Origin of the sequence: Chryseobacterium sp. LJ668 (genome assembly GCF_019613955.1) — a bacterium.
Lineage (GTDB): Bacteria > Bacteroidota > Bacteroidia > Flavobacteriales > Weeksellaceae > Chryseobacterium.
On record NZ_CP080443.1, the window covers coordinates 2919954 to 2942340 of the forward strand.

General features: G+C 34.4%; 21 protein-coding genes. 12 read left to right on the plus strand and 9 right to left on the minus strand.

The annotated features are described in order from the left end of the window. Positions 1-98: 98 nt before the first annotated feature. Complete coding sequence (locus tag K0U91_RS13600) at positions 99-683, plus strand: thioredoxin family protein (protein WP_220179133.1); 585 nt, start codon at positions 99-101, stop codon at positions 681-683. Positions 684-715: 32 nt separating this feature from the next. Here K0U91_RS13600 and K0U91_RS13605 read toward each other — a convergent pair whose 3' ends face one another. The 7 genes from K0U91_RS13605 to K0U91_RS13635 form a co-directional block, all read right to left on the minus strand. Then, on the minus strand, positions 716-2077 hold the full coding sequence (locus K0U91_RS13605; RefSeq protein WP_220179134.1) for an aldehyde dehydrogenase: 1362 nt from the start codon (positions 2075-2077) through the stop codon (positions 716-718). 111 nt (positions 2078-2188) lie between these two features. Beyond that, positions 2189-2707, minus strand: a complete 519-nt coding sequence (gene rplI, locus K0U91_RS13610) for a 50S ribosomal protein L9 (protein ID WP_219969207.1) — start codon at positions 2705-2707, stop codon at positions 2189-2191. 180 nt (positions 2708-2887) lie between these two features. Then, complete coding sequence (gene rpsR / locus K0U91_RS13615) at positions 2888-3190, minus strand: 30S ribosomal protein S18 (RefSeq protein WP_034757623.1); 303 nt, start codon at positions 3188-3190, stop codon at positions 2888-2890. Between the two features lie 32 nt (positions 3191-3222). Next, entirely contained in the window at positions 3223-3564 is a 342-nt protein-coding gene (gene rpsF / locus K0U91_RS13620) for a 30S ribosomal protein S6 (protein ID WP_219969206.1), read from the minus strand. A 128-nt stretch (positions 3565-3692) separates the two neighbouring features. Then, on the minus strand, positions 3693-5057 hold the full coding sequence (locus K0U91_RS13625) for a chloride channel protein (protein WP_220179135.1): 1365 nt from the start codon (positions 5055-5057) through the stop codon (positions 3693-3695). 182 nt (positions 5058-5239) lie between these two features. Further along, positions 5240-6559 carry a dihydrolipoamide acetyltransferase family protein gene (locus tag K0U91_RS13630; RefSeq protein WP_220179136.1) on the minus strand — a complete coding sequence of 440 codons (1320 nt, stop codon included), beginning with the start codon at positions 6557-6559 and terminating at the stop codon, positions 5240-5242. Positions 6560-6622: 63 nt separating this feature from the next. After that, positions 6623-7450, minus strand: coding sequence for an SAM hydrolase/SAM-dependent halogenase family protein (locus K0U91_RS13635; protein ID WP_219969203.1), 828 nt, complete (start codon positions 7448-7450; stop codon positions 6623-6625). Between the two features lie 124 nt (positions 7451-7574). On the opposite strand from K0U91_RS13635, the gene K0U91_RS13640 reads away from it, so the two are divergent. The 6 genes from K0U91_RS13640 to K0U91_RS13665 all read left to right on the plus strand — a co-directional run bounded on the left by K0U91_RS13640 (position 7575) and on the right by K0U91_RS13665 (position 12648). Next, the gene (locus K0U91_RS13640) at positions 7575-8531 is read left to right on the plus strand and encodes a PhoH family protein (RefSeq protein ID WP_219969202.1); all 957 of its coding nucleotides are present in this window, start codon (positions 7575-7577) and stop codon (positions 8529-8531) included. A gap of 97 nt (positions 8532-8628) precedes the next feature. Next, positions 8629-9297 carry a porin family protein gene (locus K0U91_RS13645; protein WP_219969201.1) on the plus strand — a complete coding sequence of 223 codons (669 nt, stop codon included), beginning with the start codon at positions 8629-8631 and terminating at the stop codon, positions 9295-9297. Positions 9298-9428: 131 nt separating this feature from the next. Further along, positions 9429-9950, plus strand: a complete 522-nt coding sequence (locus K0U91_RS13650; RefSeq protein WP_220179137.1) for a hypothetical protein — start codon at positions 9429-9431, stop codon at positions 9948-9950. 208 nt (positions 9951-10158) lie between these two features. Further along, a complete protein-coding gene (locus K0U91_RS13655) occupies positions 10159-10773 on the plus strand; it encodes an outer membrane beta-barrel protein (RefSeq protein ID WP_220179138.1) in 615 nt (204 codons plus the stop codon). A 131-nt stretch (positions 10774-10904) separates the two neighbouring features. After that, positions 10905-11975 (plus strand): sensor histidine kinase, encoded by a 1071-nt coding sequence (locus K0U91_RS13660; protein WP_220179139.1) that lies wholly within the window; start codon positions 10905-10907, stop codon positions 11973-11975. After that, positions 11968-12648 (plus strand): response regulator, encoded by a 681-nt coding sequence (locus tag K0U91_RS13665; RefSeq protein ID WP_220179140.1) that lies wholly within the window; start codon positions 11968-11970, stop codon positions 12646-12648. Before K0U91_RS13660 ends, K0U91_RS13665 begins: the two co-directional genes overlap by 8 nt. 19 nt (positions 12649-12667) lie before the next feature. On the opposite strand, the gene K0U91_RS13670 is transcribed toward K0U91_RS13665, so the two are convergent. Then, complete coding sequence (locus K0U91_RS13670) at positions 12668-14776, minus strand: tetratricopeptide repeat protein (protein ID WP_220179141.1); 2109 nt, start codon at positions 14774-14776, stop codon at positions 12668-12670. A gap of 285 nt (positions 14777-15061) precedes the next feature. Here K0U91_RS13670 and K0U91_RS13675 point away from each other — a divergent pair, with 285 nt between their 5' ends. Together K0U91_RS13675 and K0U91_RS13680 are read left to right on the plus strand one after the other, a co-directional pair. Beyond that, positions 15062-17005 (plus strand): KUP/HAK/KT family potassium transporter, encoded by a 1944-nt coding sequence (locus tag K0U91_RS13675; protein ID WP_309491495.1) that lies wholly within the window; start codon positions 15062-15064, stop codon positions 17003-17005. A 95-nt stretch (positions 17006-17100) separates the two neighbouring features. Continuing rightward, on the plus strand, positions 17101-18438 hold the full coding sequence (locus K0U91_RS13680; RefSeq protein ID WP_220179142.1) for an outer membrane beta-barrel protein: 1338 nt from the start codon (positions 17101-17103) through the stop codon (positions 18436-18438). A 121-nt stretch (positions 18439-18559) separates the two neighbouring features. Here the strand turns inward: K0U91_RS13680 and ffh are convergent, their stop codons facing one another. Then, positions 18560-19921 (minus strand): signal recognition particle protein, encoded by a 1362-nt coding sequence (gene ffh, locus K0U91_RS13685; protein ID WP_219969193.1) that lies wholly within the window; start codon positions 19919-19921, stop codon positions 18560-18562. A 459-nt stretch (positions 19922-20380) separates the two neighbouring features. Between ffh and atpB the strand changes: the two genes are divergently transcribed. The 3 genes from atpB (at position 20381) to K0U91_RS13700 (ending at position 22387) form a co-directional block, all read left to right on the plus strand. Next, positions 20381-21532, plus strand: a complete 1152-nt coding sequence (gene atpB / locus K0U91_RS13690) for a F0F1 ATP synthase subunit A (protein ID WP_220179143.1) — start codon at positions 20381-20383, stop codon at positions 21530-21532. 37 nt (positions 21533-21569) lie between these two features. Continuing rightward, positions 21570-21788 (plus strand): ATP synthase F0 subunit C, encoded by a 219-nt coding sequence (locus K0U91_RS13695; RefSeq protein ID WP_056014715.1) that lies wholly within the window; start codon positions 21570-21572, stop codon positions 21786-21788. 104 nt (positions 21789-21892) lie between these two features. Then, positions 21893-22387 (plus strand): F0F1 ATP synthase subunit B, encoded by a 495-nt coding sequence (locus K0U91_RS13700; RefSeq protein WP_219969191.1) that lies wholly within the window; start codon positions 21893-21895, stop codon positions 22385-22387.

Consider the following 22387-nt stretch of genomic DNA (forward strand, 5'->3'; position numbering starts at 1 on the left):
GACATGATTGAGAAGCAAAAATATTAATCAAATTATGCGATTGAATAACCCATCCTGACTAATTTAGGATAAACATTAAAAACAATTACAATCTACATATGAAAAAGATCACAAAAAGCATGGCTATACTTGCCCTTCTTACATCTGGAAGTTTAGCTTTTGCTCAAAATATCAAAAACATTCCGGAAGTAAAAAATTCTGATGATAAAGCCCTGATTGTAAAAGCAGATCATCAAGAACTTGAAGCCAAGAAAAAGGCTGCTGAAGAAAAAACTAAGCTTCCTAAGCCTTACGATCCAAAAGCCGATGCTGAAAAAGATATTGAGAAGATGATAGCACAGGCAAAGAAAGAAGGGAAGAATGTCATCATACAGGCAGGAGGAAACTGGTGTATCTGGTGTCTTCGTTTTAATCAGTATGTACAGACTACACCCGAACTTAAAAAATTAGTAGATGATAATTATGTATATTATCATCTGAATTATTCTCCGGATAATAAAAACGAAAAGGTTTTTACCGAATATGGGAATCCCGGAGATAAATTTGGTTATCCAGTTTTCATTGTTTTAGATCAAAATGGAAAAATGATTCATGTACAGCAAAGCGATGTTCTGGAAGAAGGTAAAAGTTACAGCCTTGAAAAAGTAAAGGAGTTCTTCAAAACATGGACTACAAAATCCTAAAATAAAACCCGGAAATTTCCCGGGTTTTTATTTTAAAGAAGTTTTTTGATCCACTTTATTTTATTTTCCGAATAGGGAGGATATTTCAAATCTGGTTCGCCCCAAGTTGCACGGTCTAAAATTGCTTTTTGATGCGAAAAAGTTTCAAAACCAAATTTACCGTGGTAACTTCCCATTCCTGAATTTCCGACTCCGCCAAACGGAAGATTGTCATTCCCTAAATGCATCACTACATCGTTGATACAGCCGCCTCCGAAAGACAATCTTTGTGTAAATAAATCTTTTTCTTCATCATTATTCGTGAAAATATAAGCCGATAAAGGTTTTTCCAGCTCTAAAACTGAATTCAGTGCCTGATGAAAATTGGTAAAAGAAATTACCGGAAGAATAGGCCCGAAAATTTCTTCCTGCATCACAGGATCTTCCCAACTAACGTTGCTTAAAATAGTTGGCTCGATATAAAAATTTTCCTCGTTATAATTTCCTCCAAAATATACTTTTTTAGGATTAATTAACTGAACAAGACGTTCAAAATTTTTCTTGTTGATGATTCTTGTATACTGCTGAGAATCTGGTTCATATTTAAATTCGTTAATATATTTTCTCAGCAGCTCTAAAAACTGCTCCTTCACAGATTCTTCCACTAAAATATAATCTGGAGCAACGCAGGTTTGTCCGGCATTCAGAAACTTTCCCCATACAATTCTTTTAGCGGCAACTTCTATATTGGCATCTTTTGTAACGATTACTGGCGATTTTCCACCTAATTCTAATGTAACAGGAGTCAGATGCTCTGCAGCTGCCTTATAAACTATCTTTCCAACATTTGTGCTTCCTGTGAAAAATATTTTGTCAAATTTTAATTTTAAAATTTCGGTCGTTTCATCTATTCCTCCTTCAAAAACATAAATATATTCCGGCGGGAAATTTTCATTGATGATTTTTGCCATTATTTTCATGGTATTTTCAGCAATTTCACTGGGCTTGAGAATACAACAGTTTCCGGCAGCAATAGATGCGATTAAAGGTGATAAAGAAAGCTGATAAGGGTAATTCCATGCACCGATAACTAAAGTGCAGCCAAGTGGCTCAGAATGAATTTTACTTGTGGCAATCTGATTCGATAAATTGGTGGTGACTTTCTTTGGTTTTGAAAGTGAATTTAAATTTTTTAAATAATAATCAATATCTTTCAATATAAATGAAATTTCTGTTACATACGTTTCAAACTTAGATTTACCAAAATCTTTATTAATCGCTTCATAGAGCAAATCTTCATTCTGGACAATTAAATCTCTCAGTTTTTCAAGATAAATTTTTCTGAATTTTACATTTTTCGTTTTGTGGGTATTGAAGAAATCTCTTTGTGATGAAAGTATGTTTTGATAATTCATTTTCTATAATTTAAAGACAAAGGAAGACGGTAAAAAATATGCCAAAGTAACTGCACAAAAAAACCACTTCTTGCGAAGTGGTTCATATATTTGAGAAAATCTCTAGAAATCTTAAGCTTCTTCAGCTGGAGTTTCTTCAACTTTTACAGGCTTAGGAGCAGCTGGTTTAGGAGCTTCTACCGGAGCATCAGATACTACATCAAACTCGAAGTTGTACTCTACATTTCTGTGAAGTCTAACCACTGCAGTTACCTTACCGGTTCTTTTAATAGTATTCCCTGGAATTTTGATGTATTTTTTTTCAACTTGTACACCAGCTTTAGCCAATGCTGCAGAAAGATCTGCATTGTTAATCGATCCGAATAATCTGTCACCAGAACCTACTTTTGTAGGGATTGTGATAGAAGTTTTCTTCAATTGATCAACTACTGCGTTTGCAGCGGCGATTAATTTTGCTTCTTCTTCTTTTCTAGCTTCCAACGTAGCTTCTAAAGTCGCTTTGTTTTTTGGTGTAGCTAAAAGAGCAATTCCTTGAGGTAACAAGAAGTTTCTTGCATAACCTGGTTTTACATTTACTGTATCGAATTCAAGACCTAAATTTTCTACGTCTTTTTTAAGGATAATTTCCATTGTTGTTGTCCGTTTTTTAGTTTTAGAGAAAAGAATAAAGAAAAAAGAAGAAAGACTGTTGTCTTAAAAATTATTTCTTTTCTTCAATCTAAAAATCGTTAGAATTAATTATTGATTCAGCAACTTAAAAAAAGAGAAAAAGACCAAGATCTTTTCTCTTTTCTCTTGTTTCTTTTTGTCTTATTTTAATAAGTCAGCTACGTAAGGCATCATTGCAAGGTGTCTTGCTCTTTTGATCGCCGAAGAAACTTTTCTTTGATATTTTAAAGAAGTACCGGTGTATCTTCTTGGTAAAATTTTACCTTGTTCGTTAACGAATTGTAATAAGAAATCAGCGTCTTTGTAATCAACGTGCTTGATTCCGAATTTTTTGAATCTACAGTACTTTTTATCAGTTTTTGTATTGATATCAAGTGGAGTAAGAAATTTTACTTCAGATTCACCTCCAGCAGAGGCTTGTTTAGCCATATCATCTATTGCCATGTCTTTGTCTTTTTTAAATTTTGGGTTAGTAATTAAGCTCTTGAAGCTTTAAGTTTAGTTCTTCTAGTTACAGCATAGTCAATAGCATGCTTGTCTAGTTTTGTAGTCAGGTAACGAATTACTCTTTCGTCACGTTTGAATGCCAATTCTAAGTCAGCAACTACAGTTCCTTCACCTTTAAACTCGATCAAAGTATAGAATCCGTTCTTTTTTAATTGAATCGGATAAGCTAATTTCTTCAATCCCCAATTTTCTCTAGTGACAATCTCACAGTTTTTTTCTTTGATAAGATCTTCAAATTTTTTCACTGCTTCCTCCACCTGAGCATCAGATAGAACGGGAGTTAAAATGAAAACAGTTTCGTAATTGTTCATAATGTAAATGAATTTGTTAATTATTTCGAGGTGCAAAAATATGAATTTTATTTATAATACACAATAAACCAGTAGTGATATGAAGAAATTAATTTGATAATTTGTGGAAATCCAGTTTAAAATTGAATCTAAGCTGTTTCATCTTCTTTACTTCTGATTTCCGCAAGAAAATTCATTTTCAAAACATCATAAAGAGAATGCCTGCTGACTAAAATGGATAATATAGAAGAAACCATTCCGGCCAACATCAAATGGAAGATCAATGAATGGCGGTCGGTCATTTCTAAAACAATAATGGCTGACGTAAATGGTGCTCTCGTAATTCCGGTAAGAAAGGCAACCATTCCTGCAAGAATGACAACATTGGTTTCATTTGGAGTTAAATGAATAGCCCCCGAAATGACAGAACCGATACTTGCACCCGCCGTTAATGCCGGAGCGAAAATTCCGCCTGCACCTCCGGAAGTGAATGATAGGGCAGGACCCAACATTCTCAGAACAGGAACATACCAATCTTCATGCTTATCCTGAGTGAAAAGTACACGCTCCATGATTTCTTTTCCTGAACCTAAAATTTCACGACTTATAAAGAAAGAAATGCATGCAATAATTAAAGCGCAACCCATTAGAAATAAAACATTTGATTTGTCGGTTTTCAGTGTTCTTTTTTTCCAGTCATTCATTTTCAACATAATTACAGAAAGCTGGCTTGCTAAGATTCCTGCAACTCCTCCTACCAAGATAATAGGAAACATCACCATCAGTGAAACGTCATTGGTTTTTGGATACCCTAAATAAAGATATGAGCCTGCCAATGTCTGCGCCGTTAAACCTGCAATAATAACTGCAGTGAAAAGTGCAGTTTTAAAATAATTGATATGCGTTTTTGAAAGTTCTTCTACGGCAAATACAATTCCGCCGAGTGGAGTGTTAAAAGCTGCTGCCAATCCTGCTGCGGCTCCGGTCATGATCATGTTTTTCTTCGAAATTTTAGGCCACCATTCCGGAAGATATTCATTAACTTTTCTGAAAATAGAACCTGCTATCTGAATGGTAGGACCTTCTCGTCCGACTGCGCCACCACCGATTACTAAAACAACGGAAGAAATGATTTTAAAAACGATAATCTTTAAGCTTAAAAGGCTTCGTATTTTTTTATGCTCTTTAGGATTTGCCAGTTCTACTGCTGCCATCACCTGCGGAATACCGCTGCCTTTCGCATACGGTGCAAATTCTTTTACCAGCCACCAGGAAAGTACAAAACCAACCGGAGCAATCAGGAAAATCATCCAGTCTTGCCAGTTGAGAATAAAGTGCAGAAGATTTTCACCCCAGGCAAATACTTTTGCGTACATCACGGCAAAAAAACCTGTAATCACCGAACCGATCCAAAATGGAATTGCCTGAAGCAGATTTTGTTTCAGGTGTTCGTTTCGGATGTTGTCAAAAGATTTTTTAAGACTTGTTCGGAAGTAGATGAATATTCTACGCATACTTCAAATTTAGTTTAATTTTTATTAAATCAAAAAATAAAGTAGTTATAATCTTATTAAAATTTACAAATTCGTAATCTTTTAATAGATGTTTAGAAGCAGTTATACTCATTCATAAAAAAACCTTCGAAAAAATTCGAAGGTTATATTTAACAACTTTAGCAATTACTACTACTAATTATTTATATCTCGGTGTTCAAATCCCAGTTTTGAAGGTAATCATGAACATGTTTCAGCATCATTCCACCCAAAGAACCGTCTACTACTCTGTGATCGTAAGAGTGAGACATAAACATCAACTGACGGATCGCGATTACATCACCATCCTTAGTTTCAAGAACAGCAGGTTTTTTCACAATGGCTCCGATTGCCATAATTGCAACCTGCGGTTGAGGAATAATTGGAGTTCCCATCAAGTTTCCAAAGCTGCCAACGTTAGATATCGTGTATGTTGCTCCTTGAGTATCTTCGGGTCTTAATTTTTTATTTCTTGCTCTGTAAGCCAAATCGTTGATTGCTTTCGCTAATCCAGAAAGTGATAACTGATCAGCATTTTTGATTACAGGAACGATAAGGTTTCCATCTGGTAAAGCAGTTGCCATACCGATGTTGATGTTTTTCTTTTTGATGATATTGTCACCGTTAATCGAAACATTGATCATTGGGAAATCCTGAATTGCCTTTACAATTGCTTTCACGAAAATCGGCATGAAAGTCAGTTTTTCTCCTTCACGCTTTTCGAACATATCTTTGTTTTTCGCTCTCCATTTTACAACGTTGGTTACGTCAGTTTCAATGAAAGAGGTAACGTGAGGAGCGATGTGTTTTGCTTTCACCATGTTTTCAGCGATGATTTTTCTCATTCTGTCCATCGGAATGATTTCGTCACCTGCAGCTACAGAAATTGTAGAAGCCGGAGCTGAAGTTACCGATTGTGGAGTAGACGCTGCCTGAACCGGAGCCGCTTGTTGCTGAACCGCCTGTTGAGGCTGGTTTCCTCTGTTGGAAACGTGTGATAAAATATCTTCTTTGGTAATTCTTCCTTCTAAACCACTTCCTTTGATGGTTTTCAGTTCAGCTTCAGAAATATTTTCCTGCTGAGCAATAGATTTTACAAGAGGTGATAAATAAAGATCTCCGGAGAATTCTACGTGGGAAGTAGCTGTTGGGTTTAAAGGCTCTTCAATTGCTTTAATAGTTTCTGCATCGGGAGCAGTGGTCTCAGTTTTTATTTCTTCAGAAGCTGTACTTCCGCCTTCTCCTTCAATTTCTAAAATGGCGATGGCTTCACCTACTTTTGCAACTTCGTCTTTCTGCTTCAGGATCTTTACGATTTTCCCCGAAACAGGTGTCGGTACATCAGAATCTACCTTGTCTGTTGCAATTTCTACTACCGAGTCATCTTCTTTTACCTGATCACCTTCATTGAATAACCAAGTGATTACCGTAGCTTCCATCACGCCTTCACCCATAGAAGGAAGCAATAATTTATATTCTGCCATTTTCTAATTTTAGATTTTGACAAATATATAAAAAAAATCGGTTTTTTTATGAAATAGATAATGCTAGAAAAATTCGATGTAAATATTTTCGCCGACATTTAATCCGAAAAGGGTTTTGGCGCCGTTCTTTTTACTGCCTTTGTAAATGGTTAATTCGAGTTGCTGACTGTCATTGAAAATAGCTGCAGACTGCCCATGGTATTCGGTTTCTCTGTCCCAGTCTGCAACTACCTCGGTATGACTATAGTAGATTTTCGATAAACTTAAGTTTCTGAACTTTATTGTGAATTTTTCGAAACCTTTTGCCAAAGTTTCAAAGAATTCTCTACTGATATTTGATATTATATTTCCGAAATTATCAATGTACATTACTTCGCCGATAATCATTTTTTCTGCCTCGTTATAAACAGGTTTTGGAAATAAAAGCTGCTTTACATCTTCTATTTTTCTTCCAATGACTTCCGGAAGTCCACCATTTGCTAAATGTACCGCAACGGGAACGAAAACATCCGTAGAAGTAAAATTGACGATATCATCAAATCTGTTGTTCAGCGTAATTTCGTAGATCGCTTCAGGTTTAATATCGAAAAAAATCAAGCTTAATAAACCGTTGTCCGAAGCCAAAAAATACGAGCCGTCTGCTTTGTACACAATATTTCTCCTTGACTTGTGAAAAAAGCTGTCGACTGCTACGATATGAATAGTTCCTTTTGGAAAATAAGGATAGGCATTTCTTACAATATAAGAAGTCTGAATAAGATTATATGCCTGAATATCATGACTGATGTCGATGCTGTTTACCTGAGGATTCAAAGACAGGATTTTCCCTTTCATAGCCGAAACTCTGTAATCTAAACGTCCGAAATCTGAAGTAAGGGTAATAATTGACATGAATAATCTGATAGAACTGCAAATTTATCTAAAATAAAAGAAAAGAATTAAATAATGTGGATAAGAATTTGATTTAAATCCGAAAAAAAACTTTTAAATTTAAAATCTAAAATAAAATGTTTGCATGTTTGAATTAACGTATGATTTAGAAGATATTGATTCGAAAAACTTCTACGGAGTTAATAACCAATATTTCAATTTAATAAAATCCAGCTTTCCAACGCTTAAAATTACCGGCAGAGATCACCACATTTTTGCTATGGGAAATCAGGAAGCATTAGATATATTTAAACAGAAACTCGATGATATTGTGAGTTTCATTTCAAAAAACAATTCTATAGGGCTCAAAGATGTAGAAAACTTTCTGAATCTTAAAGATGAGAACGAAAAACATTTAGTTTTCGATCAGGATATCATTGTAAAAGGCGTTAACGGAAAAATAATTAAAGCAAAAACAACCAACCTCAAACGACTGGTTAAAGAAACCGAAAAAAAAGATATGGTTTTTGCGATAGGCCCTGCAGGAACAGGGAAAACATATACGAGTGTTGCTTTAGCTGCAAGGGCATTAAGAGATAAGGAAGTAAAGAGGATCGTTTTGACGAGACCAGCAGTAGAAGCCGGTGAAAGCCTCGGATTTTTACCCGGAGATCTGAAGGAAAAGCTTGATCCGTATTTACAGCCATTATATGATGCACTTCGCGACATGATTCCGCATGAAAAACTGGAAGGTTTTATGGAGAAGAAAATCATCGAGGTTGCTCCGCTGGCTTTCATGAGAGGGCGTACTCTTGATGATGCTTTTGTAATTTTGGATGAAGCTCAGAATACAACCCACGCTCAAATGAAAATGTTTCTGACGAGAATGGGGATGAATGCTAAATTTATTATCACGGGCGATCCGACACAAATCGATTTACCGCCAAAACAGCATTCCGGCTTAAAAGAAGCTATGAGAATTCTGAAAGATGTTAAAGAAATTGGTTTTGTATATCTGACAGAGGAAGATGTAGTACGTCATCCTGTGGTGAAAAAAATTATTTTGGCTTACAACGAAGAAGATAAAAAGACGAGGGAATAAAGTATATATGATATTTTCCATAAATGCTTAAAAATATTTTGCGAATCCATAAAAAGTGATATATTTGCGATCATAAAATTTGTTAAAACTTTAAACTATGAAAAAATTATTATTGGTTGCTGCTTTTGCTTTTTTAGGTAACGTAGCGGTGAAAGCTCAAGAAGTAAGATTCGGCGCAAAAGCAGGATATTCTATGTCTACAATTAAATATGAAAGCGATTTGGGATCTGAAAGTTCTGATCCTGTTCATACTTTTTATGTTGGAGGTTTAGTAGAATATAAATTAAGTGATAAATTTGGTATTCAGGGAGAAGTATTATATTCACCACTAGGAGGTAAATACGTAATTAAAGAAGAGGATGAAGACGATCCAGATACCTTTTTTAACTTGAAAACAAAAACTACTTTAGGTACTTTATTGATTCCGGTTTCTGCAAAATATTTTATAACTGAAAATCTTTCAGTTTCTGCAGGTGCAAGTTTTGGGGTAATTCTTTCAGCTAAGCAAGAAACAGTATTTGATGGAGGTTTTAATATTCCTGGTGTCGAGATTGGTACAGATAATGAAATGGATATTAAAGATCAGACAAACACATTAAATATTGCTCCTTTCATCGGTGCAGAATATATGTTGGAAAATGGATTATTCTTTGATGCAAGATATAACTTAGGTGTTTCTAATCTTGCTAAAAATCCAGAATTTAATGAAACAGCTAAGAACAGCTTTTTACAAGTTGGTGTAGGTTTCAAATTCGGAGGAAACTAGATTTAAAATAACATACAGATTATTAAGCAGAACAATTTTTGTTCTGCTTTTTTTGTGGTGTGGTACCTTGCGGCATCTGTTTTGCTATTATGTGAATCATAATGTTAATAACAAATTTTTAATTAATAACTATGAAAAAACTATTATTACTGGGTGCATTTGCTTTCTTTGGCAGTGCAGCTCATGCACAGGAAGGTTTAAAACTGGGGGGTCATATCGGGGCTCCGGTAGGTGATGCAAGCAAATATGCGTCTTTCACATTTGGTGTGGATGGTGCTTATATGTGGAATATTGCTAAAAACTTTGATCTTGGTGTAGCGACAGGATATTCGCATTTTGTTGGTAAAGATTATGATTTTAAAGGTAACAGATATAAATCGGATGACTTTGGTTTTATACCTGTTGCAGTAGCCGGAAAGTACAGATTTGCTAAAGCTCCTATTTTTGTTGCATTAGATTTAGGATATGCTGTTTCTGTAAAAGATGGGGTAGACGGTGGATTGTACGCACAACCAAAATTTGGTTATAAGACGACTAAGTTAGAATTGTATGTAGGTTATCAGACTATTGGAAGCAGGAGAGATTTTGACAGAGAAAGGATAGAGAATAATTTTGGAGCCATTAACTTTGGAGTCAATTTCTTTTTAAAGTAAAATATTTAAATATAGATCATAATAAACTCCAATTGAAGAATTGGAGTTTTTTTGTTAATATTTTTAAATTGTATGTATTTAATTCTCAGATATGCGAGTTTTCTCCAAAAAAGTCAATGTTGATGGGTGATTTTTATCATGTTAACAAATTTTAATATTACATTTTGACATTATACATTTGCACCCAGAAAGTATAAAATTATTCAAAATGAAAAAATTATTAATTGCTAGTGCTGTTGCACTTTTCGGTTTATCAAACGCTCAAATCGCTAAAGGAGCTACTTATTTATCTGGAACTGTTAGTTATTCTTCTACAGAAGATAACAATGAGGATACAAAAATCGAAGACTTCAGAATCGTACCTACTGTAGGTTATTTTGTTGCACCTAACTTAGCTATTGGAGCAGGACTTGGATATGCTTCAAGCAGCGAAAAAGTTACTTACAATGATGGTTTTGAAAAAGGTACTCTTTCTGCATTTGTAGTTGAGCCTTTTGTAAGAAAATACTGGACTTTAGGAGATAAATTATACATTTTCGGTCAGCTTTCAGTTCCTATGGAATTTGGTAATGCTAAATATGAAGAAACTGAAAATAACAACTCATTCTCTGAAAAAGTAAACTACAATTCATTCGGTGTTTCTGTAAAACCAGGTTTAGATTATTTCTTAAACAAAAACTGGACTATTGAAGCAACAATCGGAGAATTTGGTTACAACACCACAAAATGGGATGTTGAAGGTGCTCAGAACACCAATAATTTCAACTTCGGTTTGAACCTTGCTAATGTAGGTATCGGTGTAAAATATGTTTTCGCTAAGTAATTGGTAAAATATAAATTAATATAAATCCTGAGATTTTTCTCAGGATTTTTTTTGTTCAAATATCTTCCAACTTAAAATTTTATAAAATCTTTATGCTTAAATAGTTATTTTTACCCCACATTTTAATTTCATTGATCACATCACTAAAAGCTCAATATAGTCAATATTTTTCAAGCGTATTATCCATATTGCTTGTTTCTGTGCTTTGTTTCGTAGTGCGAGATGAAATCAATTACCGGGTTGCTGCACTTATTCTTTTGCTTACAGTTTCAGTAGTTGCCATGCTTTTTGATATTCTTCCTGTACTTTTATCGGCCTTTTTAAGCGCAGTAATTTGGAATTACTTTTTTATTCCCCCACAATTTACTTTGCATATCAGCAGTACAGAAGATCTTTTGATGTTTCTCTCATATTTTTTTGTGGCATTACTCAATGCAGTTTTGACCTTCAAAATAAGACAGGCAGAGCGAAAAGCCAGGGACAAAGAAGAAAAAGAACAGACAATAAAATTGTATAATACGCTGCTGAATTCTTTATCGCACGAATTGAGAACCCCAATTGCAACTATTTTAGGAACTGTTGATACATTGAAAGATTCAAATCATAAATTAAATACGCTGCAACAGATGGATTTGCTGAATGATATTGATATCGCAACCGTGCGTCTCAACCGACAGGTAGAAAATATCCTGAACATGAGCCGTATAGAAAGTGGTATTCTGAAACCAAAATCAGACTGGTGCGACGTCAATGAGCTGGTCAATGCCGTAATCCAAAAAATAGATTTAACGGAAGGTCATAAAATAGTATTTGCAGAAAACGAAAATCTGCCATTTTTTAAACTAGATATCGGTTTTACCGAGCAGATTTTACTAAACATTTTGCACAATGCAGTTCATTATACACCAGCTAACTCATGGATTGAAGTTCTTGTTATTCATGATTCTGAAAACTGTAAAATTGTAATTTCGGACAACGGAAAAGGCATTCCTGAAAGCGAACATATTTTAATCTTTGATAAATTCCGTAGACTTCCGGAGAGCAAAACTGGCGGCAGCGGGCTTGGTTTATCGATCGTAAAAGGATTTACAGAAGCACAAGGTGGAAAAATACAGCTGCAGAATAACATTCCGAACGGTGCGGTTTTTATCATCGAAATTCCCGCAGAAACATCTTACATAAATAGTCTGAAAAATGAATAAACATGAGATTTTAGTAGCTGACGATGAAGCTCAGATCAGAAAACTTCTTCAGATTACATTAGAAAGCAATGATTATAAAGTTCGTCTGGCAACGACAGGAAAAGAAGCGCAGATTCTGGCTGCCAATCATCCGCCGGAGCTTATCATTCTTGATCTTGGATTACCGGATAAAAGCGGCCATATCGTTTTAAAAGAGCTTCGCGAATGGTACAATAAAGCTATTCTTATTTTATCTGTAATTGATAACGAAGAAGACATCGTTTCTGCCTTAGACAACGGTGCTACAGATTATCTGACCAAACCTTTTCGCACGGCGGAACTCATGGCGCGGATTCGTGCTGCTATCCGCAGAAATAATGTAGAAAATGATGATTCTAATATGAAGATCGGAGAACTTGAAATTGATATTATCTCCCGTACAGCCAAAAAAAGCGGTGAAGTCTTAAAAGTGACTTCCACAGAGTTCAATTTACTTTCACTTTTTGCAAGAAATGAAGGAAGAGTTTTAACCCACCAATTCATTTTAAAAGAAATCTGGGGCGTAGGATTTCAGACTGAAACTCAATATTTGCGAGTGTTTGTTGGTACCTTACGCAAGAAAATCGAAGATAATCCCAATCAGCCGAAGTATATTGTGACGGAAAGTGGAGTGGGTTATAGATTTGGGAAGTGATGTTTACATTAAATCAATTTTACTTTTCGTAGGCAAAAGTAATAGGCTGATTATGTCTATTTTTTATATATTTATTTACATTTAAATAATTCATCCAAGAATTAGCGCTGTCTCGAGCACTGCACGCGTACATGTTGTCTGAACTGCAATATTTTTTTGGATAGCCTAAAGAAGTTTTAAATTTTAATTCTAATAATTTTATAACTGCATATACGCCATTATCATTTTCGCTGCCGCCACCTCCGGCAAATGCGATATTAATGTCGTATTTTAAAATTTCATAAATTTTGTCAAAATCTAAATCTTCTTTTGTGCCTAGAAAATCAACTTTAGATTTTACTAAATAATATTTGTAAAGATCATATTCACTTAATTTTAAATAGTTATCCAAAAAGTCCTGTCTAGTTTCAGCCTTTTCAAAGTTTCCAATAAAAGAAAGTCCAAAATCTCTATTCATAAATGAATATAAATGTCTTGGATTCATTTCTACTGTTTTAATTGCATTTAAAGCATCACCAATTTGGCTATAGTTAATTTGAGAGAGAAGAAAAGACATTTCATCTTCAAATTTCTTTTTGTCATCAGCTTTTGCCATTACTTTTTTGAAATCAATTTTGAAATTTTTTACTTTGCTATCGATATTTCCGTACCAATCTTTTTTTTCGGGTTCTTTATATACAATTTGAATTTTTGCAAATTCTATTGCTTTAACTATTTGAAGTTTTACTTTGTCATTTTCTGTCTGTAAAGATTCTAAAGACGCAATGATATCATCTGAGCTGCCCTTGAATTTTATTACGTAATTATGACAAAGCCCAATAATTCCTAAATCTTCAAAAAGTTTTGACTTTAGTAGGTAAGATTCCAGATGTTTTTTATTTGAAATCGTTTTGTTCCAATTTTTAGAATAAAATTTATCAATTATTCTACCTGCGGAATAAGTAAGTTGCCAGTCTTTTTCATAAATCAGACACCAATACTCAAAAGCAGTTATTTCATCCAGAGTCAAGCTATATATTAATGAGTTTTCTAACTTTCTTCTTTCAGCAAATGTTAAATCTGTTTTTAAAACATTGATGGAATTCTGTAAATCAGTATTTCCTATAAAATCAATATTGTTTTTTTTACAATAATCTGTAAGATAAACCAATTGCTTAAGAAATCTATACGGAAAAGTTGGAAGTGCATAATTAAAATCAATATCATCTTTATCAAATTGCTCAGCCAAAGCAATAACTTTTTCAGGATTAGATCGGGTAAGTTTAATAAAAGAATTCAAAGCAATAGAGTCATCTTCATTTGAAAGCGAATCAAAAAGATCATTTTCTATATCGTTTTTTACTTGTTTAAGTTGAGAATTTTCAAAAGAGTTTTTTGATTCGTTCCACTTATAATTCTTGTAATGATTGGCAAAAAATATTACTAAGTTCAATTTTGAAATCTCATAAAAATCTTCTTCAATATGATAATTCATCTGTCCGGATTCGTCGGGAACTGCAATGTTAGATTTTGTAAGGAGTCTTATTAAATTGATAATTTCTGCATTGTTATTTTTATGCTCATTAAACCTGTATCTGTTTTTTAAAAATAATGATGACAAAACCAATAATACTCTAGAGTCTTTTTGATTAATAAGATTATCAATATTATTAGTTTTCAACCAATTTGAATTGAAGATTTCACTTCTTTTAGACTCAAGGAAATCAAGTTTAGTTTGGGTAAGTTCTTGTATTTGAAAATCTGTTTTCCGGTCTTCAAAAGGTGTTAATAAAAATGCGTCTGCCAAATCCGAAAATGCAATTTTATTTTGGTTCTTTATTAAAAATTCCCTGTACTTTTTTACTGAAATTGTAGAATCAAATTTAAATTCGTTTTGAAGAAAGAAAGAATTTTCAGAGATAATTCTTTTAGCTACGTTGGCTTCATTTGTATGAATGATGTGATAACCTAAATATTCTGTCAAAGGATCATCGCTTTCTAAATAATTTCCAATTTCTAAGAATGATGTAAAATCACCTTTTCTAATTTTCTGATCAAGTTCATAAATTTTATCGTTTTTACGAAAAGCTATGTTCTGGCCGAAAAAATTCCCCGAAATTAAAATGAATAAAAAGATTATGTTTTTCAATTATTTTAAATTAAAATTATCAATATAAATCTATAAATGTTTACAGAGATAAAAATAATAAAATTCTTGTACAGAAAGATAAACTTATTTCCACTTTACAGGTAGTTCAGTTTTCAATAGTATTGATAAATAATTATATGTTTTTCCAGCAAATTTCTCATGAAAAGTAGTGCGAGTTTTTTTAATCTTAATCTTTATAAAATCTTTACACAACTCACCCAAAAATTTACATTTTACCAATAGTTTTCAGCGCAATTTTGTACTTGAAAATTAAATGTAAAATCTGTGAAAAACGAAATTAAAAAAAAGGTCACCTTAGCATCGCTCATCGTAGCAATGGGAATTATTTACGGTGACATCGGTACAAGCCCGCTCTATACTTTCAAAGCAATCATTGGCGAACGGAATATCAGTGAAATATTAGTTTTAGGCGGTATTTCGTGTATATTCTGGACTTTAGTTCTCCAAACCACCGTGAAATATGTATGGTTAACCTTAAAAGCCGATAACCAAGGTGAAGGCGGTATTTTTTCTCTATATTCCTTAGTCAGAAGATACGGAAAAAAAATAGTGATTCCCACGATGATTGGTGCGGCAGCACTTTTGGCAGATGGTATCATCACACCGGCAGTTTCTGTAACCTCCGCAATAGAAGGTCTGGAAATGATTAAAGGAATCGGTCGTGTTCCTATTGTTCCTATTGTAATTATCGTGATTTCTTTAGTGTTTTTTTTACAGAGGTTTGGTACTCAGAAAGTAGGAAGGGCTTTTGGACCCGTCATGGTCATTTGGTTTAGTGTATTACTCATTTTAGGATTGAGCCAGATTATCCATTATCCTTCCGTAATCAAAGCACTGAATCCTTATTATGCTTACGAGCTTTTAGCTCAATATCCTAAAGGTTTTTGGCTATTGGGCGCAGTTTTTCTCTGTACAACAGGAGCCGAGGCTTTGTACTCGGATCTCGGACATTGCGGAAGAGAAAACATCAGAATTACCTGGGGTTTTGTAAAGGTTTGCTTAGTTGTAAATTATCTCGGACAGGCTTCGTGGTTGCTTCATCAGGGAAATCCTTTGCTGGAAGGTAGAAATCCGTTTTTTGAAATGATGCCTGAATGGTTTTTAATTCCGGGAGTAATAATTTCAACACTTGCTGCAATTGTAGCTTCACAAGCTTTGATCAGCGGATCTTTTACTTTGATCAATGAGGCTATTAACCTCAATTTCTGGCACAGAGTTGCGATCAAACAACCTACAGAAACCAAAGGTCAAATCTATATTCCGAGTGTGAATAATATGTTGTGGATAGGTTGTGTGCTCGTTGTTTTGTACTTTCAAAATTCATCAAGAATGGAAGCAGCCTATGGTTTGGCAATCACTTTGGCGATGATGATGACGACTTTCTTATTGTCGTATTTCTTACTATACAAATTAAAATGGAACAAAATTTTGGTATTTTCTTTATTGCTTGTTTTTGCAATCATAGAAATCTCTTTTTTCATTGCCAATTTGGTTAAATTTCAGGAAGGCGGCTACATTACGGTTTTCGTAGGTGGAGTATTCTTTATGGTCATGTATATCAGTTATTTTGGAAGGAAAATCAACAACAGATACACCAAATTTACTGATCTGGGTAAGTTTTCAAGCCAGATCGTGAATTTGAGTAATGACGAAGAAATCCCAAAATATACGACACATCTTATATATTTAACCAAAGCAGATCGAAGAGATCAGATCGAAGAGAAAATAATCAATTCTATTTTTGATAAAAAACCAAAAAGAGCTGATGTTTATTGGTTTTTCCATATCAACAGAACCAATCATCCGTACACGTTAGATTATGAAGTTTCTGAACTTGTAGATGATAAGGTGATCAAAATAGTCCTGAATATTGGTTTTAGAATCAAGCCGAGAACCGAATTGTATTTTGAGAAAATAATTGACGACCTGATTGCCAATAAAGAACTGAATCTGCATCTGAGAAATAACGGCACAACTAAATACAATCCTACCATCGATTTCAAATTTATCATTATGGAAAAATATCTTTCGGTGGAGAATGAATTTGCATTAAAAGAAGGGATTATTCTCAATTCTTATTTCTTCCTGAAACGTTGGGGGCAAAGAGATGAAGATGCTTTCGGATTAGACCGGAATGATGTTCTGGTGGAGCATATGCCATTAGTTTTTGAGCCTTTGAAGATCCTGAATCTTGAACGTAAATTATAAATGACTAAGTAAATCATTAAAAACTATAAATATTTATATCAATTCCAAGCCATTGGAGGGTAAAATACTACCTAAATTAACTCAATTTTAAATAAATGAAAGCAAAATTTTTAATAGCTATCACTGCAATCTGCACTATACAGTCAATTTTCTTACATGCTCAGGAAAAGTCAACAGATTCTTCCGCTACGGTCAGAATCCCGTTTGAAGGATATGATTTGACTTGGATCAACGGTCAAAACCGGCAAACTGATTTCCCTTTAACCTTAAAAGATAAAAATGATGAAACCGTAATTACAGGAGTTGCTTATGTAGATTCTTATTACAATTATGATTTTAATCGTCCGAAAGATAATACGCACACGATTTCTTCTGCAATTGGCCGGTCCAATGAGTTTACAATCAATATGGCAAGTATTGGTCTTGAAACCAATTATAAAAATATCATCGGAAGATTATGGTTACAATTCGGCCAGATGGGCTCAATCATTCAGGATCTTGACGGCACTGTGAATCATGGAAAAAACACAAGTGTAGGCAACTTAAAATATATACGGGAAGCCTCTGCCGGTTATCATTTTGATGTGATGCACGGATTAAATTTTGAAGCCGGAATTTTTATGAGTTATATCGGCTTAGAAAGTTATGTTTTGGGTGAAAACTGGAATTATCAGCGGAGTTTGGTCTGCGATTTTACACCGTTTTATTTTCAGGGCGCAAGAATTCAGGCTTATCCGAGTAAGAAATTTAAAACTGAAGTATGGGTGATGAATGGATGGCAGACCTACAATTCCTGGAATAGCGGTTTAGGTTTAGGAATTTCAAATTATTACCGGCCAAACGAAAATTTACAGCTGGTTGCCAATTTTTACCTGAACGGAAAAGATACCAGAAACAATCCTGAAATACGTCGCTTTCATCACGATCACAGCGTTGTTGCGAGATATTATAAAAATAAGGAAAGTAAGGGTTTGTCTCAGGCGGCTTTCAGCATCAACAATCACTATGGTTTTCAAAGTGGAGGTGGTTTAAAGGCAAAAGAAAACTTTATGATAGGAACTTCAATTGCCAACAGATTGTGGTTTAATCAAAATAAATTGGCGCTCTCACTTCGTGCAGATGCGATTACAAATCCCGGAGCATATCTTGCATTTTCGCCGTCACCTGTTGCTGATAATGATTTTAATGAAGCAATCTCAGAAGGTGAAGATCTCAAAATGTTTCAGGGAACGGCTACTTTAGATTTTATGCCCAATCAGTTTATCACATTCAGATTAGAATATGGCTTTCGAAAAAGCAACATTCCGTATTTTGCAGGGAGCGGAGGAACGACAAGTCCTGATGGCTGGATCGACACACCTATTGAAAATTGGCGTCCCGATCTGAGAAAATCCGACAGCAGAATTACTTTTGCAGTGATGTTTAGACTGTAGTTAAAATTACAATCCTGAAGGGATGATTTAACAAAGGATGAGATAAGATCCTATCAATTAATAATAAAAAAAACTCTCGGAACACATCTGAGAGTTTTTATTTTTTGAAAATTTTGTTAAATTATTTCCCAAACATTCCGCCCATTCCAGGCATATTTGGCATTTTGCTCATCATCTGCATCATTTGTTTTCCTTGAGGACCCTGCATCATCTTCATCATTTTTCCCATCTGGTCAAATTGTTTCATTAATGCATTGACGTCTTCAATTTTTCTTCCTGCACCTTTAGCAATTCTGCTTTTTCTCTGAGTATTGATGATAGAAGGCCTTCTTCTTTCTTCAGGCGTCATCGAATAAATAATGGCTTCAATGTGTTTAAATGCATCATCACTAATTTCTACATCTTTAATGGCTTTTCCAACTCCCGGAATCATTCCCATCAAGTCTTTCATATTACCCATTTTTTTGATCTGATTGATCTGCTTTAAAAAATCATCAAAACCAAATTCGTTTTTAGCAATTTTCTTGTGAAGTTTTTTTGCTTCTTCTTCATCAAATTGTTCCTGAGCTCTTTCAACTAAAGAAACAACGTCTCCCATTCCTAAGATTCTGTCGGCCATCCTTTCGGGGTAAAAAAGGTCTAAAGCTTCCATTTTTTCTCCGGTAGAGATAAATTTGATTGGCTTTTCTACAACCGAACGAATCGTTAAAGCCGCCCCACCTCGTGTATCGCCGTCTAATTTAGTTAAAACAACTCCGTCAAAATTTAAAGCTTCGTTAAAAGCTTTTGCCGTATTCACAGCATCCTGACCGGTCATTGCATCTACAACGAATAATGTTTCGCTTGGTTTAATGAAATAATGTACAGATTTAATTTCGCTCATCATCTGCTCATCAATCGCAAGACGACCAGCCGTATCGACAATTACCACATCGTGGCCATTCTGCTTTGCAAAATTGATCCCGTTTTCAGCAATCGTAGAAGGATTTGTTGCGCCTTCTTCTGTATAAACCGGGACACCGATTTGTCCGCCAAGAACTTTCAGCTGATCGATCGCTGCAGGACGGTAAACGTCGCAGGCAATCAATAGAGGTTTTTTATTCTTTTTAGTTTTTAAATAATTAGCAAGCTTTCCTGAAAAAGTTGTTTTACCAGAACCCTGAAGTCCGGCGATCAAAATCACAGAAGGTTTTCCTGAAAGATTGATGCCCTCCTGAGAACCTCCCATCAAATCTACCAGCTCGTCATGAACAATCTTTGTCATTAATTGTCCCGGAGTAAGCGATGTAAGAACGTTTTCTCCTAAAGCTTTATCCTGAACTCTCTTTGTAAGATCTTTCGCTACTTTATAATTAACGTCGGCATCCACCAATGCTCTGCGGATCTCTTTTACGGTTTCCGCCACGTTGATCTCGGTAATCTTTCCACGTCCGGAAAGATTGTGAAGCGCTTTGTCTAATTTATCCTGTAAACTATTGAACATATTGATTGTAAATTATAGTGTGCAAAAATAAGTAATTTTTAATAATTTATCATATATAGTATCAAGAGATTTGTTTTGAATATCAATTATAATCTTATTTTTGCAAAATGAATTTTTCAGACAGCCTGATCGTTATTCTTTTAATAGCATTTTTAAATATTGCTGTATTTATACTGTTTAAAAAGTATCTACACAGTAAAGAAAATGCAGGGATGAAATTTCTCACGCTGAATATTGCTAAAGATTTGATTTGGTTGGTGATTTCATTAATGATATTAGAAAAGACAAGGGCTAATTTTTTACTCATCATAATTTGCTTTATTGTTGCTTCTATAACGATATATATACCGGTAATAAAGCAGATTAACAAATCATGATTTTTTTGATGATAAATATCAATTTTTAATATTGGTAAAGTTTAATAAAATCAATATATTTGCACACGATTAAAAAAGAGATATGAATAGAAAAGTTTCTTCATTATTTTTCGCATTTTTATTTGTGTTAATAAGCGGTTTTGCTGCTGCACAACACGAGTCTGAGGGAGAAAAATCAGCTGAAAAGGTAGAGCACGCAGAGGAAGGGAAGCCTTTCAATGCTACCAAAATGATTATGGAACACATCAGTGATTCTAATGAATGGCATTTATGGACTACTAAAGATGAAAATGGAAAAGAAGATCATTTTTCTATCCCTTTACCTATTATTATTAAAGATAACGCAGGATGGCACACTTTCTTGTCTAATGATATTGCTCACGGTCACGAACACGACGGCTACACTTTGCACGAAGGGCAAGTAGTATCAACTAAAGGAATCGAAAAAGCAACTCTTTTTGCGGTGATTTCAGGAAAACAAAAAGCAAGCGATGTATTTTTTGATATGTCAATCACAAAGAATACCGCATCGATGTTCTTGTCTGTAATTTTTATGTTGATCATTTTTATTGGTATGGCAAGAAATTATAAGAAATCTCAGCTACCAAAAGGAGCAGGGAAATTATTAGAGCCAGTAATTGTATTCATAAGAGACGAAGTGGCTATTCCAAATATCGGTTCTGTAAAGTATAAAAGATATATGCCTTATTTATTGACTGCATTTTTCTTTATCTGGTTCAACAACTTATTCGGATTGATTCCTTTCTTTCCTGGTGGAGCAAACCTTACAGGAAATATAGCAATCACTTCAGTTTTGGCAATCATTACATTATTAATTACATTGTTCAGCGCCAATAAGGATTACTGGAAACACATCTTTATGCCGCCGGTTCCGTTATTGTTATATCCGATTATGGTTCCAATCGAGATCATCGGGATCTTTACAAAACCTTTCGCTTTAATGATGCGACTTTTCGCAAACATTACTGCAGGTCACATTATGATCTTAGCGATTATCTCTTTGATCTTTATCTTTCAATCACCATTCTTAGGATTTGCATCTGTACCATTAGCATTATTTGTTTCTGTATTGGAACTTTTAGTTGCGGCATTACAGGCATATATCTTCACAGTATTATCAGCATTGTTTATAGGTATCGCAGTTGCAGAACACGATCATGATCATGCACACAACGATGATGACAGTGTAGGTCACGACACAATGGTAGCTTAATTAAACGAAAATAATTTTAACTAAATATTTATTTATTATGGACATCACAACTGGAACAGGATTAATTTACGTAGGTATCGGTTTAGCAGTATTAGGAGTAGGTCTTGGTATTGGTAAAATCGGTGGGCACGCTATGGATGCTATCGCTAGACAGCCAGAACAAGCTGGTAAGATTCAGGGAGCAATGCTTATTGCTGCAGGTCTTATCGAAGGTGCTGGTCTTATCGCGATTATCTTTGGTGCTTTCATCAAGTAATTATCCTCAGAAAAAATATTCTTAGCAGTGAAGCGGTTGGCTGCTGCTAAGGATTTTTAAAAAAGAGATCCATAAATTATTACATTAAAAAAAGAATTACAGATATGGGAATTATAGAACCTGGAATTGGACTTTTGTTTTGGATGACGCTTACATTCGCTATCCTATTATTTATCCTTGCTAAATTTGCTTGGAAACCAATTGTAAATGCAGTAAATGACAGAGAATCTTCTATCGTTGATGCTTTGAATCAGGCTAAATTGGCTAAAAAAGAAATGGAAGATCTTAAATCTGATAACGAAAGAATCATTCGTGAAGCTAAGATTGAAAGAGATTCTATCCTTAAAGAAGCAAGAGAAATTAAAGACAGAATTGTAGGAGAAGCTAAAGATGTTGCAAAGGCGGAAGGTGATAAAATGATCGAAGCTGCTAAACAGACTATCCAGACTGAAAAAAATGCTGCCATGTCAGAAATCAGAACTCAGATCGGTGCTTTATCTGTAAATATTGCAGAATCTATCTTGCAGAAAAATTTAGAGAAAACTGAAGCTCAGGACGAGTTGGTTCAAAATTATTTAAACAAATCTAATCTTAACTAA